Source organism: Bacillus mycoides, assembly GCF_018742245.1.
GTDB classification, from domain to species: domain Bacteria; phylum Bacillota; class Bacilli; order Bacillales; family Bacillaceae_G; genus Bacillus_A; species Bacillus_A cereus_U.
The window spans coordinates 668,811-683,024 of record NZ_CP036132.1 but is presented as its reverse complement, the minus strand read 5'-3'; the positions used below and the strand labels follow the sequence as shown (position 1 = coordinate 683,024).

Sequence of the window (14,214 nt, the reverse complement as noted above, 5' to 3'; positions counted from 1 at the left end):
ATGGAACAATTTTACTACATTTTAAAATACTTAATTCTTGGTCTGTTCCAAGGACTAACAGAGCCAATTCCGATTTCTTCAAGCGGTCACCTCGTTTTAGCACAGCATTTGCTAGGACTAAAAATAGAAGGGTTTAGCTTCGAACTACTTGTTAATTCAGCTTCATTATTAGCTGTATTACTTATTTATAGAAATGATTTAATTCGTCTAACGAAGAATGGTCTATCTTATATATTTACAAGAGCAGAAGACGCAAAATCAGATTTCTTCTTCATTATTTACCTTGTTATTGCAACCATTCCAGCAGGTGTAATTGGAGTTTTATTTAAAGATTATATCGACCACTATTTAAAAGGTGTTAAAATGGTTGGGATTTCCCTTCTAATTACTGCTATCGGCCTTTGGATTATTCGAAACTTACGTGGACGTAAAAATGATGGCGACCTTTCTATGAAAGATGCAATCATTATTGGTCTAGCACAAGCTTGCGCACTAATTCCTGGTATAAGCAGATCAGGTGCTACAATCGTAGCGGCAATGTTACTTGGTATGAAGCAAGAAACAGCTCTTCGCTTCTCCTTCTTACTATACATTCCTGTTAGCTTAGGTGGTTTATTGTTAAGTATTACAGACATTGCAAACGATCCAAATTTAGATACATTACTTGTACCTTATATTGTTGCTTTCATCGCAACATTTATCATGACATATATTTCATTAAAATGGTTTATGAACATTATGGCAAAAGGAAATTTAAAATATTTCTCTTTCTACTGTATTATCGTAGGTTTACTAACTATCATTTTCTTATAAAGTGAAACTTTAATCAGTAGGGGTTTTGTTCATCCCCCACTGATTATTAGCCCGACTCCCACCTAACTTCTTTGCTCCGGCCGAATTTTGAGGTGGGAGTTTTACTGCCCACAAATAGCGGGATAAAATGATAATTAACACTCTTTAAAGCAAGTCATTCTATTCAAATAGGATGACTTGCTTTTTTATATTTCAATTTTAAATACGTTTCGTTATTTACTTTTAATTTTCTGAATAGTATAATATTAATCATTCTCGTTACTTTTTCTTACTGTAAAGAAAATAAAGTGAAACTTTATTTAGCCCTCACCAATCGGAATTTTACGGAATAAAATTTCTCTCTTCTATCCCATTTTTTTAATACTATCGAAAAAGAGGTGTTCGTATGTTTATCGTTACTAAACTTATTCATATTAAATATGGCTATGAAAATGAACTATTTCATTCACTTAAACAGCATTCTCCATCATATGGAACACAAGGCTTTATTAACATAGAATTTTCACAGATGCATCATATAGATAATAGAGCCGAATATATGGTTCGCATGTTATGGAAAACTCAACAAGATTATCACGAATGGCTTTCTCTAAGAAAGAATGATGAAACGTGGAAACACCAAATACAAAATTATATCCTTTCTGCAAAATCCAATGCTGCCTATATACAATAAAAAACCTCTTACTGCCCCCGTATAGTAAGAGGTTTTTCCTTATGCATAAACTTTCTTTTCCTGACAATACAAGCGAATAACATGTGTATTTTTTTGAAATAAATCATGTGTTAAGCGAATAATAATAAAATTTCGTTTTGTATTATCATCATGAACAAAAATCTGTTCTCCCTCCTGAAAACGCCATGTGCTTTCAAAAGTTGTAATATGATCCCCGCTTACCGAAAAAAGCTCATATTGCATATCATGTACCCTCTTTCAACTTGTATAATCATAATATCTTTATATTAAACTTATTATAACTTAATCTATTTAAAATTTGTGATTTTTTCTATTTCGAGCTATTTCAACTTTGTTTTAAATTCTTTTAAGCGCTATAATGATAAACGAAATTTCATTGAAAGGAGCTTCATTTTGACTGCATATTTATTTCCAGTAAAAACAGCTTTTATTTTATTTCCTATTTTAGCAATGTTTCTATTAATTCCTTTTTTAATATTTAATTATCGAAAATACGGTTATTTAAATAAATGGCGCTCATTTATTTTATACTCATTATTACTTTACTTATTAAATGCCTATTTTCTTGTTATTTTGCCGTTACCACAAACGTATGATACTTGTAGCCTACAACCCGCTAATACACAGCATATGCAACTCTCACCATTTTATTTCATACAAGAGATTAGTAACCATACATCGGCAATTTTAACGAAACCAACTACTTATTTCTTGTTATTAAAAGAATCTGCATTTTTACAAGTTGCTTTTAACGTTCTATTAACCGTTCCATTCGGTATTTACTTACGTTATTATTTCCGACGTAGTTTCTTACAGACTATTTGTATTTCTTTTTGTCTTTCACTATTTTTCGAGCTAACACAGGTAACTGGATTATATGGTATATATAATTGTGCCTATCGCCTATTCGATATAGACGATTTGTTTTTAAATACATTAGGAGGAATCATTGGTTTTATTATCGCACCAATATTTACGTACTTCCTTCCGAAAGCGAGCGAGTTAGATAGTCATATTGATTTAGAAACGAAACCAGTTGGATTCGTTCGTCGTCTCATTGCTATGCAAATTGATTGGATTTTCTTATCTATCGTTGTACCTTTCATTAAAAACAAAGGGAACTCACTATTTATTTCTAACATCCAATCTTATACAAATGTATACGAACTCCTTTTCATTGCATGTTCAATCTTAATTTACTTTATTATCATCCCATACTTTACAAATGGAAGAACAATAGGGAAAGCGTTGCTTCGTATTTACATTAAAGGACAAGCAGAGCGTATTACACTAAAAGAATTATTCATTCGTTACGGTATATTCTATTTCATTTTAGGTGGAATCAATTATATTCTTTCTAGTAGCTCTATCTTAAATCATACAGAGCCTTTAGTATTACTGGTTATATTGTTATTCCAATTCGTAATTAACGGGCTATTTATTATTCATGTTTTATTACATGTATTTAGCAGTGATAAATTACTATTTTACGAGCGTATTAGTCATACAAGAAATGCAATTACACTTAAAAAAGCTGACAAATAATAATTTGTCAGCTTTTTTTCATAATCGTAAATAATTTTTCAGTGTAAGGGTTTAAAAACATTCCTGTTTCATCTAATGACTTCCTCACCTTTAGAAACGAATATAGTTTTGGATATATATTTTGTAATTTCTCGTACGTTAACGTATGCATTTTCCCCCAATGCGGGCGACCTTCATACTTTAGAAAAATTTTCTCCACTTCACCAAAATAAGCAGCATACGTCATACCTTTATACATATGAACAGCAATATACGCTGAATCTCTTCCGTACGCTGGACTGAGCCATATATCATCACCTTTCACATAACGGCATTCAATCGGGAAGTGTACCTTATACTTTTTCTTTTCAATAAGATTTGAAATCTCTTCTACAACAGTCCTCATATACTTTGAAGGAACACTATACTCCATTTCATAAAATGGAACTGTACGTGATGTAGCGAACACTTCATAGCTTGCGCCAATTATTTTCGTGTTCGGTACAGCCTTAGCTGATAATCGACTTACTCCCTTGCTTATAGAAGGAAACCATTTACACCCTTTAGATAATAAAGAGAACATCCTATTTTCCAGTAACTCCACCTTTAGTTTATGCCATTTCAAATCACTTTCTTTACTCGTTGTTTCGTTTGTAAATTTCACTTGCACTTCATCTGAATAAGGAAAAATGAAAAATTCAAAATGACGATTCTTCTTATATTCTTCTAGTTTGTTCATTACAGTAGATAATGCTTGTTTTTCACTTTCATAAACAAGCGAATACGCTGAGATAACCTTTAATTTTATCTTTACAATGATACCTAGCATTCCAAGCGATAACTGAAATGCTCTCCAATATTCGACGTTCTTGGTTTCTGAACAAACTATACTCTCGCCTGTAGATAAAACTGCCGTAATCTCTATAACTTGTGTTGATAAACTCCCAAATGTAACACCCGTCCCATGAGTTCCCGTACTAATCGCTCCCGCAATAGATTGTGAATCAATATCCCCTAAATTTTCTTGCGCATAACCTTTTTCCTGAAGTAACTTCCCTAAATCATGTAACTTTGTTCCCGCCCACACTTCAACAGTCATCTTCTCTGCATCAATATTCATAATGCCCTTCAATTCATCTAAAGAAACTAAAATTTCTTCCGTTTGCACAAGAGGTGTAAAAGAATGCCCTGAACCGACAACACGAATTTTCTTTCCTTTTTTTCGTGCAAGCCCCACAACTTCTACTACATCTTGTATACTTTTTGGATACATCGTATAATGCGGTGTTCCTTCTACATTCCCTGTCCAATTTCTCCATTTTTGTCCCTTTATAGAAAGCATTGTCCATCCCCCCGATATGTTGAATACTCTCCAACAATTTCCCCTTGTTTAATGCGATACAAAACAGGAAAACGCTCACATAACTCTCCAGCTTTACTATGACGAAACAAGATAGAATCTCCTATATCCACTCGTTCCTCACCGTTATAAAAAATTGGCGTTTGCACTTCACCAGCACCTTCTAAAGCTAATAGTTTTGCACCACCCGGTCGCCAAACCACAGGCTCTTTATCTTTACCAACTGCACCTGAGGCAATATATCCGCCGCCTAGGCAAGTATACGTAAACGGAGCTGGTTTACGCACAACTGGTAAAGCAAATCCAACGGCTGGCTGAAATTTTACTTCTTTATAATAGTCAAACAGTTTAGGAGAGTAAAAGGCGGATCCTACAGTAATCTCCGTAACTGAGTTATCTTGCTCCGTTGTTTTTATACTTCCCGTTCCTCCCCCATTTACAAATCTTAGTTCACTACCAAGGTTTTTTAGTTCTTTTACGATACGTCCTCTTCTTTCTTTAATCTCTAACACTGATTTCTTCTTTAAATACGAAACCACTTTACTTTTCATCCATTGATTCGGTATATGATCCCCCACCCCGGCAATTTGAGCTTCATATCCCATTACACCATCTAGTATTAAATATGATGAACCCTTCACCTTTTCTACTATTTTCAAAGCGCTCTGCACATCTTTTACCGGGGATCTTTTTACACCAAAATGAAATTTTAAAAAACGACTACTCATATCAATATCCAAACAAACGCGAAAACACCCTTTAGACTTCTCAGCAATTTTTTCTAAATAAACAATATGGTCTTCACAATCCACCATACAAGTTATAATGTGCCCTTGCTTTGTTAGCAAACTAATTTCATATAAAGCTCTTTCATCATAAGCAGGATATCCGAGCAGTAGATCATTAAATCCTTGTTCAATTAAAAACAAAGCTTCTCTAGGAGAAAAACACATAATACCTTGAAAGCGATTATTTGCAGCTAAAATCTTTTTCATAATTGGAACAGAGCGTAATGATTTACTCGCTATGCGAATCTTCTTATCTCCACTTAACTCTATAATCGATTGAATATTCCTCTCTAAAGCCACTTCATCTAAAAATGCACACGGTAATGGAACTTCCTTAAAAATTCCTCTATCCACATTTTTCTCTCCTCTTCTATATATGTCTTATACATATTGGAAAGAAAGAATGATTTTCCTGTTTTCAAATAAAAAAAGTTTCTTCTTTACGAAGAAACTTTTTTTAGGCTACTCTACTTCATAGAAATAGTCGCCTCTACTGGATAATGATCCGAGTAATCATTATATGTATATTTTTTGAGCCATGACGTAACAGTCCATTGTGGCGATTTCGACTGTAACACCTTATTCTCTATATACGATGGATTAGCATGGTCCTTACTTGTAATAATATAATCTAAATACTCGGCAGGGCTATCGGGGAAGTTATATTTCGCAATACTGTTTGTCGTCGCATCCCAAGTTGCAGTATGTCCAGTATAAGATGGAATAGAAGCGTGCAATGTTTTGAACATGGATGCGTACTCTGAGTCACTATTGTTTTCAGCATTTATTTTATTCACATTCATATCACCACCAATTAACACATAATCGTTATTTGGTATATTTTTATTTTTAATAAACTCTTGAATTTCTTGTAGCTGTTTTGTACGTACAGATGCCGGCGAAGTTTTTCCACACATACTATCTTCAGCTTGTAAATGAGTCCCAATTACATGCACAAAACGATCATTTTTCTTAACTTTTGTGTATACAAATCCTTTATTTGATAAGTTATCTGGTCCACAGCCTTTTTTGAATACATATTGAATCTTTTCAACAATTGGCCATTTACTCACAATCGCTACACCTCCATCTTCAGGAGTCGAAGATGAATAGTTGCCTAACGTCTTATCCCACTCGCTTCCACTACTACGACCTAATACTGCCGTTTGATTTGGATATTCTTTCTTCAAATTTCCTAATAAGCGATTTGAAGCACTATTATCAAACACTTCATTTAATATAACAACATCTTGATTTTTCATATAATCCGCTGCCCCAATTAAATCCGCACGCTCATTTTGTCCCCAGTTTGGATATAAATTCGTTGATAACATATATACATTATGGGTCATTACTTTTAACGTATCATTTTGATTTGTAGACATTTCTGCTTGAGCTGAAGATCCACTATATAAAGCTCCTAAACCAATACCAAAGCTAAGTACACCTTTTAGCAATTTACCTTTCACGTTTCATACCTCCATGTACTGTGTAGTGATAAAAAGGCCAAATACTCTATTCTGAGATTTGACCTTTTTCAAATATTTAACGATTTCCGTACGTATCAAACCAAAGCTGGATGTATCCAGCAGTAACACGTTGTGCATCCATTAATCGCGTACCTGTCATTGGTGTAACTTCAGCGCGCCATTTATCTGCATATTCTTGTGATACAGCTGCTTTCACGAACCAATCTTTCGTATTATCATTTACAATGCCAGAGTAATCTTGTTTCGCAACTACTGCCGCTCCATGAATCCAATCTTCTGGATTTGTACCTTTCCAGTTCCAATATCCATTTCCATCCGTTACTTTATAATTATCTTTTATCGTATCTACAAAGTTTTCATATTTAGAATGGAACCCTTGTGGATACGAAAGATTTGTAAAGTTTGCTGCATGCATCGGTTGATTTACATCCCCTAAATAATGAAGAGATAACCCCAAATAGAAGAATGCTTGTTTCATATCTTTATTTTTGTATGACTCACCTGCTAATTTGAAATATTTAGCTCCAGTTTCCTTTGCCTGCTTTGCAAATGGAATATAAGTTTTTCCATTGTCAGGGTCATAGAAGTGTGAAGCAAATGTGCTATTATCATAATAAGGATTTTCATAGTCAGCAGCATAAATACCGTTCTCTAACTCCGTACGCCATTCATTTAATAGTGCAACTTGATCTTGTTTTACAAGTGTTGTATTACGAGACATAATATCCATTGCACGGTTTACAATCCATAGATGAGAGTTTACGCCTTCTTTATGCTTATCTTCAGCAGACCAGCGCGGAATAACTCCAACTCTCTGTCCTCCATCGTTTTCATGAGCAAATGCAACGCTTTGTAATGGCGCTACTAACGTAATAGCTGCTGCTAAAGCAAGAACTTTCTTTTTCATCTGAAATCCTCCATTTTATAATTGAATTATTGTTCATATTTTTTTAGGATCCTATGATGTCTTCCGGTTAACCTATGATTAGAATATCTCACCTTTCACCGAATTTCTATTATTAAATTAAAATATGCAAATGTTCATACCGCTATAACTTTATACATAGTGAACGTAATGAACGAATACACTTACATTGTAATAAAGTATTGTTAAGCTACTGCAAATACTTGTCTAAACTAATGTAAAAAAAGAGTAAAGCGATTAACTGCTTTACTCTTTTTTTCTTTTCGATAATATACTTGGCAGTTGCACATTAACTGCCAATTTATGAATAAATCCAAACACTAATCCAATCCCGATAAATATGTATAAGATCGTAAATACCTTTCCAAAATCAGTTTGCGGACTAAAATTCCCATCACCGACAGTCGTCAACGTGACCACACTAAAATATAAAGCGTCAAGAGGACGTAACCCTTCAACTGTACTATAAAAAATCGTCCCCGATGTTAATGTCAAAATTGTTAATACGAATAACACTTGAAACTCTTTATCTTTCCATGCTCGTAAACAGGCTCTTAACATCCGTTTCAATGTCAACATAAATGAAAGCATTGGACTTCCCCTTCCAAACAAAAATACCTTTAGTTAAAGGAAAGTCTATCACCTTTCAGTATAGAAAAAAAGTAGCCCTTTTCTATTTCTAGAAAAGAGCTACTTTCTTCTATTATATATTATTTAGGTGAAACAAGAATTTTCACTTGTTTTTTATCTTTTACAAGTGCTTCAAAGCCTTCTTCAACAACTTGGTCCACTGTAATTTTTTTCGTAATTAATTTCTCTGCTTGAATTTGGCCAGAGCTAATTAATTTAATAACAGCTGGGAATATATGACGATATCCAAGAATACCGATAACTTCTTTTTCTTTTAATACAAGGTTGTTCGGAGTAATTGTCGCATCTTTTTCCCACACACTAACAATTACAGTTTGGCCTTCAAAGCTTGTACTTTCAATTGCCTGACGAAGTACAACTTCAACACCTGTTACTTCAAAGCTAACATTTACACCTAAACCATTTGTTAAGTTACGAATTTCTGCTAGTACATCTTGAGTTGCTGGATTTAATACGTAATCAGCACCTGCTAATTTAGCTAGCTCTTGACGTTCTTTAGAAAGTTCCACTGCGATAACAGGAGTTGCTCCTGCTGCTTTTGCTGCTTGGATTACAAGAAGCCCAATCGGGCCACAACCAAATACAGCTACAGCTTCACCCTCTTTTAATTTACTTTGACGTACTGCATGAACTGCTACTGCTGCTGGTTCTACAAGCGCACCTTGTTCATACGTCATTTCATCTGGAATATGATGAACCATATCTTCTGGTACTACTGTATATTCAGAGAAACCACCGCCGTCTCCACCAAGACCGTGGAAAACAAGTTGTTCACAAACATTGTAATGTCCATGTTTACAAGCTTCACATTTACCACAAGAATAAATTGGTTCTACAACAACGCGGTCTCCCACTTTATGAGATGTAACTCCTTCACCAATTTCTACTACCTCACCACTAAACTCATGACCTAAAATAACCGGTGCTTTTACGTGTGTTAATGGATGTTCTTCTGTTGGAATAAAAATAGGTCCTGCTAAATATTCATGCAGGTCTGTCCCGCAGATACCACACCATTTAACTTTAATTTTCACTGCTCCTGGTCTTACAGTTGGTTCTGGTACTTCTTCTACTCGTACATCATGTTGATTATGCCAAAGTAATGCTTTCATTTTATACATCCCTCTCTATGTATATACTTAACCTGGTGAAGTTTACAAATCTATTATAATACTTTTATCCATATATTTCAAAAAGCAATCTCGTTTTCACTAATTTTTAACAAATAACGTTCAATATTTTGTCACTTTGTACTTTTTTCCACATCTGTTAATTCAATTTCATTGCGGTTGAAATTAGCATTATGCCATAATAGCATAGGAGAGGTGAATATCGCTTGAAATATTTTATTTACTTTATTGTTATCGTAGCGTTTTTAGATACATTTTCACAATTACCTATTATGAGTACTTTCGCTCAAAGCCTTGGAGGAACCCCTCTTGTTATCGGGCTAGTTGTCGGTATGTACTCATTCGCTAATATGATCGGTAATATTATTGCTGGAGCCGCTGTTGATAAATTTGGTGCAAAAAAAATCCTTTATATAAGCATGGGAATTACGAGTTTCATAGTCTTGTTATACACCGTTGTTCAAAGTGGTGAACAACTATTAGTTGTGCGCTTTATGCACGGTTTTAGTGACGGATTTTTAATTCCTGCTGCCTTTACGTTTTTATCAAAACAAACAAATTCAGCAAGGCAAGGTAAGGCAATGGCTCTATCTGGTGCTGCTGTTGGAACAGCGGCAATCGTAGGACCTGCTTTCAGCGGCATTATGAAAGCAACAGCTGGTATAGAGTGGGTGTTCATTACCATTTCTATTTTAATGATCCTTGGTACAATCGTATCCCTATTCTTCTTACCAAATAACGTATCAAGGAAAGATACATCAAGAACACAAATGATGAACAAAGAAGATATGATTGAACTATTGAGATCTGAACCTTTATTACAAGCATATATTGGTGCTTTCACACTAATGTTTTCACAAGGGATTGTCACTTATATGTTACCAGTAAAAGTTGAGGCGTTAGCACTTAAAGCATCTACAACAGGCATGATGTTAAGTGTATTCGGAATTACCGCTATCCTCTTCTTCTTACTGCCAACAAATCGCATTTACGATCGATTTAATCGTTCAAAACTAATGCTAATCGGGATTGCAGTAATGGCACTAGCGTTATCTTTACTCGGATTATTTGCAACAAAAGGCATGCTCTTTATCGTTATGATGATTTATGGAATTGGATTCGCTATCCTCTTCCCAGCAATTAATGCTTTACTTGTTGAAAATACAACAGATGGTAACCGAGGGAAAGCATTCGGATTGTTTTATGCATTCTTCTCGTTAGGAGTTGTTGCTGGCTCCTTTACAGTCGGAGCAATCGGGGCATCACCTAGCGCTAGCTTTGTTATCGGAACTGCATTCTTATTAACATTTGCTGGAATGATTTATGTAAGAAGCAAAGTAAAAAAAACAATGATGGGTTAATTCCATCATTGTCTTTTTTTTAAAATGCATATTGATATAATCCGTAATATAACGGAAAAGTTGGGATAATGCCAATTAATTTAAATATAAAAGGTAATGGCTCATCTTTCTCTTCATATAATCGTAAAACAAAAACTGCAGTTAAAGTCCAAATGATGCTAAACACAAAGATGCATTTCCAAACGATCGGCGTCAATATTTGTACATCAAAAACAAATCCAAATAGTCCTATCCATGTAATAATAGACACTACAAAATCAAACTTTTGAATCGGTGTTTGAAACATCCCTCTTACTAACGAAGTAATAGCTAATATCGCTACAATTACTAAATAAATTTTCCACAACATAATGATAATCTCCTATTCAATTCAACTTTTAACTTTCAACAAACCATATTTAATGAATAATATGGCATTATATTTTTCATAGAAATAATACAACGGATAACAAAATAAGAAGAAAATAAGTACCGTTGGTACATGATCTACAATAGAAAAATGTTTTCCTAGCAATTCTTTAATACTCTCTCCAATAATAATAAACAGTGGGATAATACAAATTGCCGCTAATATTAAACATGGTGTTATCCTCATTTCTTTCAGCTTTACCTTACAATGCGGACACCTTAATGAAAAAGGATGTGGGATATCGATAATATGTTGTGCAGTAATAATCTCTTCACATTGTGGACATGCAATTGTTTCTTTCATTTATAACTCACTCCTTTCTGTCATTAAAAAGGAGCTCTATCCAATAGAGCTCTTTTTTCGCCTAATATATTACTTTTGTGTATAGCCAAATAACAATGTAAATAAATTGCACTGTAAAAGCAATGCTACATCTCTTCTTTTAAAAAGAAAGTTTATAAATACCAACGATACTTCGACAATTTCCTCGGAAATATTTCCTTTCCCCACATAATTTGATACACTACACATAGATAAACAGTTGTATTACACAAGCTAAAATAATAACTTACTGTACAAATAAAAAAGCACATTCTTCATATGAAGAATGTGCTTTTATTTTATCCCGATTGGTGGGGGATGGACAAAACCCCCACTGATTAAAGTTTCACTTTATTAACGTCTAATCCAAACAGCACCTGCAGACTTATCATCTGCTTGTCCAACAACTTGGAATTTAAGACCAAGGTTTGGAACTTTGCGTCCTGCGTCAGCAATTTGTTTGTTGCTGTATACTTTTGAATCATCAAATGTTGTAACACCTTGTAATGCAGTATAATTAAATTGTCCACGTGTTAATGAATTTGCACTCCATGTCGGCGTTTGATCAAATGAAAATGCAGCATCTGCAATTTGCATTCCAGTATTACCGTATGCTGGTTTCCCGTTTAGATTGCCAACTAACGCTTCTGGATGAGAGTCAACAACACCAAGGAAGCCTTCACCTGGATGTAACCCAACCCAGTTATCTTTGAAACTATCATCTGCATACCAAACGACAAGACCTGTATTATATACCGGACCTTTTCCCGCTTTTAATCCATTATCTGATCCAGCATAGTTTCTCCACTCTAGATAATAATAATGTGGTTTCTGTTCTGTCCCATCAGAAACAACGAATCCATTTAACTTCATTTTAGACTGTCCTTCTGCGTCATCTGAAAATACTACTTGTCCATCAACTGTTACATTTACATTATCCATTGCGAAACCTTTATATGTTAAAGCTGGATCTGTAATATAGTCGAATTGTAGTTTAACTTTCTTCCCTTTAAATTGACTTAAATCGTATGATTTATCAATCCATTTTCCATCTGTTGTATCTTTATCTTCTTGGACTATGTTTTCTCCCAATCTATCAATTAATGTTTTCGTTCCATCTTCAGTTACAGCATGTACTTCGATGAAATCACACTCTGCTTCTAGTTCATAATTCGCTTTATAATCAAATTTTGCATTTGTTCCTTTTGTTAAATCGAAGAATGGTGTCTCTAGTGTTGTATGCATATCATCTCCTCTTGTACTATAATATGCATGCTTTCCAAACTCCGGTTTAATCGTTTCAACACTTTTACCTGGTAAGTTAACACGTACAACGCCTGGACGATTGGATTTCGTAACACTTTGATCAATATATGTAGGAACGCCTACACCACTCTTAATTTTATCGTAATCTACTTCTAAAATTTTTGCCCAGTTGCCGCCCATATTCTTTTGTAAGAAGTCTTTATTTTGTGGTGAGAAACTAGTTGGCTCTGTTCCTGCAATTTTCCCTGTCCAACTACCTCCACTCATTAATGACCACGCTTCAACAGGTGAACCCATTCCAGTATATTTCGTGTCATATTCATCCGGTAAGCCAAGGTCATGTCCAAATTCATGCGCAAATACACCTACTGCTCCATCTTCCGGTTCAATTGTGTAATCATGCGCTGCTACTTTTCCACCAAAGTAATCTACCTTTGATTTTGTACCTTCAATCGCTACTGGATCTGTTGCTAATTTTGAACGATGTGACCAAATCGCATCATCACCTAATTTACCGCCACCAGCTTCTTGACCAACACCAGCATGGATTACCATTAAATGATCAATTACACCGTCAGATTCATTTTGATTACCATCACCATTTGTATCATATCTGTCAAATTGATCAAATTGAGATAAATCTAATCCCTTTTCAGCTGCCACATTTAAAGCTTCCTTCACTAAATCACGTGCGCCTTTTGGTCCTTTATTATCGTGACCACTACTACCATCAGCACCGTAGTCAGACGCTTTTCCTGGAACAGTTAGCCACTCCGTTACATATCCATCTGTCGTATAACTTCCACCAGACTGCTCTTCATAATATTGTTTAAATGTTTTTACTTTTGAACCATCAAATAATGTGTACGGTTCATTACCAAATAACATTTTTTGATAATGCTCTCTACTAAAGTCATTCGAATACATATATCCTGGTGTTTGATCAATATTATTATGTTTATAATCACTAAATTCAACGAGTAATACTAATACTTTATCAGTTCGAACAGACCCTTTATATGGCGCTTGCTTTGCTTTAGAAGTTGGGACTTGTCCATTCAGTTGTTTTTTATTTGGTTCTGGTTTTTGCTCAGGACTCACATTTTTTTCAGGTTTCTTTACTTTCTCCTTTTCCTCCATTTTCTTCTCTTTTACTTTTTTCACGAAATCAGATGCCTCTTTAGCAGTATCCGCTGGAAGAATTTCTTTATTTGCCTGATCCCCTTGCTTCTTTTCAATATATTGCTCTACAGCCTTTTTCGTCTCTTCTTTAGAAGAGGCTGGATTAATCGTTCCTCTTTCTTTCAGCGCTTCCGCTAAACGATCTTCTTGAATTAAATTATGATCAATTGACGTTGTAGACACACTTTCTTTTGCTGGCGTTTCTGCGTATGCTAACGGAGCACTCATTACAGCTGAGCATCCGATGAGTGTCGCGATCGTTAATGATGACAACACTTTAAATGGCGCTTTTTTTCTCAT

The 14,214-nt window shown here is 34.7% G+C and carries 14 protein-coding genes; 4 read left to right on the top strand and 10 right to left on the bottom strand.

The annotated features are described in order from the left end of the window. Together EXW56_RS03420 and EXW56_RS03415 are read left to right on the top strand one after the other, a co-directional pair. Complete coding sequence (locus EXW56_RS03420) at positions 1-813, top strand: undecaprenyl-diphosphate phosphatase (protein WP_002201763.1); 813 nt, start codon at positions 1-3, stop codon at positions 811-813. A gap of 385 nt (positions 814-1,198) precedes the next feature. Then, complete coding sequence (locus EXW56_RS03415) at positions 1,199-1,486, top strand: antibiotic biosynthesis monooxygenase family protein (protein WP_002114160.1); 288 nt, start codon at positions 1,199-1,201, stop codon at positions 1,484-1,486. A gap of 39 nt (positions 1,487-1,525) precedes the next feature. Here EXW56_RS03415 and EXW56_RS03410 read toward each other — a convergent pair whose 3' ends face one another. Next, a complete protein-coding gene (locus tag EXW56_RS03410; protein ID WP_002010557.1) occupies positions 1,526-1,729 on the bottom strand; it encodes a hypothetical protein in 204 nt (67 codons plus the stop codon). Between the two features lie 171 nt (positions 1,730-1,900). Here EXW56_RS03410 and EXW56_RS03405 point away from each other — a divergent pair, with 171 nt between their 5' ends. Continuing rightward, the gene (locus EXW56_RS03405; protein ID WP_002201765.1) at positions 1,901-3,052 is read left to right on the top strand and encodes a VanZ family protein; all 1,152 of its coding nucleotides are present in this window, start codon (positions 1,901-1,903) and stop codon (positions 3,050-3,052) included. A 7-nt stretch (positions 3,053-3,059) separates the two neighbouring features. On the opposite strand, the gene EXW56_RS03400 is transcribed toward EXW56_RS03405, so the two are convergent. The 6 genes from EXW56_RS03400 to bdhA all read right to left on the bottom strand — a co-directional run bounded on the left by EXW56_RS03400 (position 3,060) and on the right by bdhA (position 9,357). Further along, positions 3,060-4,373, bottom strand: a complete 1,314-nt coding sequence (locus tag EXW56_RS03400) for a D-arabinono-1,4-lactone oxidase (protein ID WP_215597178.1) — start codon at positions 4,371-4,373, stop codon at positions 3,060-3,062. Continuing rightward, the gene (locus EXW56_RS03395) at positions 4,361-5,533 is read right to left on the bottom strand and encodes an amino acid deaminase/aldolase (protein ID WP_215597177.1); all 1,173 of its coding nucleotides are present in this window, start codon (positions 5,531-5,533) and stop codon (positions 4,361-4,363) included. Before EXW56_RS03395 ends, EXW56_RS03400 begins: the two co-directional genes overlap by 13 nt. Before the next feature lie 113 nt (positions 5,534-5,646). Beyond that, positions 5,647-6,648: a sphingomyelinase C gene (gene sph / locus EXW56_RS03390; RefSeq protein WP_215597176.1), complete on the bottom strand. Its 1,002-nt coding sequence runs from the start codon at positions 6,646-6,648 to the stop codon at positions 5,647-5,649. A gap of 76 nt (positions 6,649-6,724) precedes the next feature. Further along, the gene (cerA, locus tag EXW56_RS03385) at positions 6,725-7,576 is read right to left on the bottom strand and encodes a phospholipase CerA (protein ID WP_002114146.1); all 852 of its coding nucleotides are present in this window, start codon (positions 7,574-7,576) and stop codon (positions 6,725-6,727) included. A gap of 264 nt (positions 7,577-7,840) precedes the next feature. Then, positions 7,841-8,185 (bottom strand): potassium channel family protein, encoded by a 345-nt coding sequence (locus EXW56_RS03380; RefSeq protein WP_002114144.1) that lies wholly within the window; start codon positions 8,183-8,185, stop codon positions 7,841-7,843. A 119-nt stretch (positions 8,186-8,304) separates the two neighbouring features. Then, a complete protein-coding gene (gene bdhA, locus EXW56_RS03375; RefSeq protein ID WP_002114142.1) occupies positions 8,305-9,357 on the bottom strand; it encodes a (R,R)-butanediol dehydrogenase in 1,053 nt (350 codons plus the stop codon). Positions 9,358-9,581: 224 nt separating this feature from the next. Here bdhA and EXW56_RS03370 point away from each other — a divergent pair, with 224 nt between their 5' ends. Further along, entirely contained in the window at positions 9,582-10,736 is a 1,155-nt protein-coding gene (locus EXW56_RS03370; protein ID WP_098988677.1) for an MFS transporter, read from the top strand. Positions 10,737-10,755: 19 nt separating this feature from the next. Here EXW56_RS03370 and EXW56_RS03365 read toward each other — a convergent pair whose 3' ends face one another. From EXW56_RS03365 to inhA2, 3 genes are all read right to left on the bottom strand, one after another. Beyond that, positions 10,756-11,085, bottom strand: a complete 330-nt coding sequence (locus EXW56_RS03365; RefSeq protein WP_002201769.1) for a hypothetical protein — start codon at positions 11,083-11,085, stop codon at positions 10,756-10,758. Between the two features lie 21 nt (positions 11,086-11,106). Further along, positions 11,107-11,448, bottom strand: a complete 342-nt coding sequence (locus EXW56_RS03360; RefSeq protein WP_002201770.1) for a hypothetical protein — start codon at positions 11,446-11,448, stop codon at positions 11,107-11,109. Between the two features lie 372 nt (positions 11,449-11,820). Beyond that, a complete protein-coding gene (gene inhA2 / locus EXW56_RS03355; RefSeq protein WP_002201771.1) occupies positions 11,821-14,214 on the bottom strand; it encodes a M6 family metalloprotease immune inhibitor InhA2 in 2,394 nt (797 codons plus the stop codon).

Excerpts from the sequence above, each read along its gene's own strand:
- EXW56_RS03420 (WP_002201763.1), top strand. The coding sequence starts at position 1 with ATGGAACAATTTTACTACATTTTAAAATACTTAATTCTTGGTCTGTTC.
- EXW56_RS03415 (WP_002114160.1), top strand. The coding sequence starts at position 1,199 with ATGTTTATCGTTACTAAACTTATTCATATTAAATATGGCTATGAAAAT.
- EXW56_RS03410 (WP_002010557.1), bottom strand. The coding sequence starts at position 1,729 with ATGCAATATGAGCTTTTTTCGGTAAGCGGGGATCATATTACAACTTTT.
- EXW56_RS03400 (WP_215597178.1), bottom strand. The coding sequence starts at position 4,373 with ATGCTTTCTATAAAGGGACAAAAATGGAGAAATTGGACAGGGAATGTA.
- cerA (WP_002114146.1), bottom strand. The coding sequence starts at position 7,576 with ATGAAAAAGAAAGTTCTTGCTTTAGCAGCAGCTATTACGTTAGTAGCG.
- EXW56_RS03380 (WP_002114144.1), bottom strand. The coding sequence starts at position 8,185 with ATGCTTTCATTTATGTTGACATTGAAACGGATGTTAAGAGCCTGTTTA.
- bdhA (WP_002114142.1), bottom strand. The coding sequence starts at position 9,357 with ATGAAAGCATTACTTTGGCATAATCAACATGATGTACGAGTAGAAGAA.
- EXW56_RS03365 (WP_002201769.1), bottom strand. The coding sequence starts at position 11,085 with ATGTTGTGGAAAATTTATTTAGTAATTGTAGCGATATTAGCTATTACT.
- EXW56_RS03360 (WP_002201770.1), bottom strand. The coding sequence starts at position 11,448 with ATGAAAGAAACAATTGCATGTCCACAATGTGAAGAGATTATTACTGCA.
- inhA2 (WP_002201771.1), bottom strand. The coding sequence starts at position 14,214 with ATGAGAAAAAAAGCGCCATTTAAAGTGTTGTCATCATTAACGATCGCG.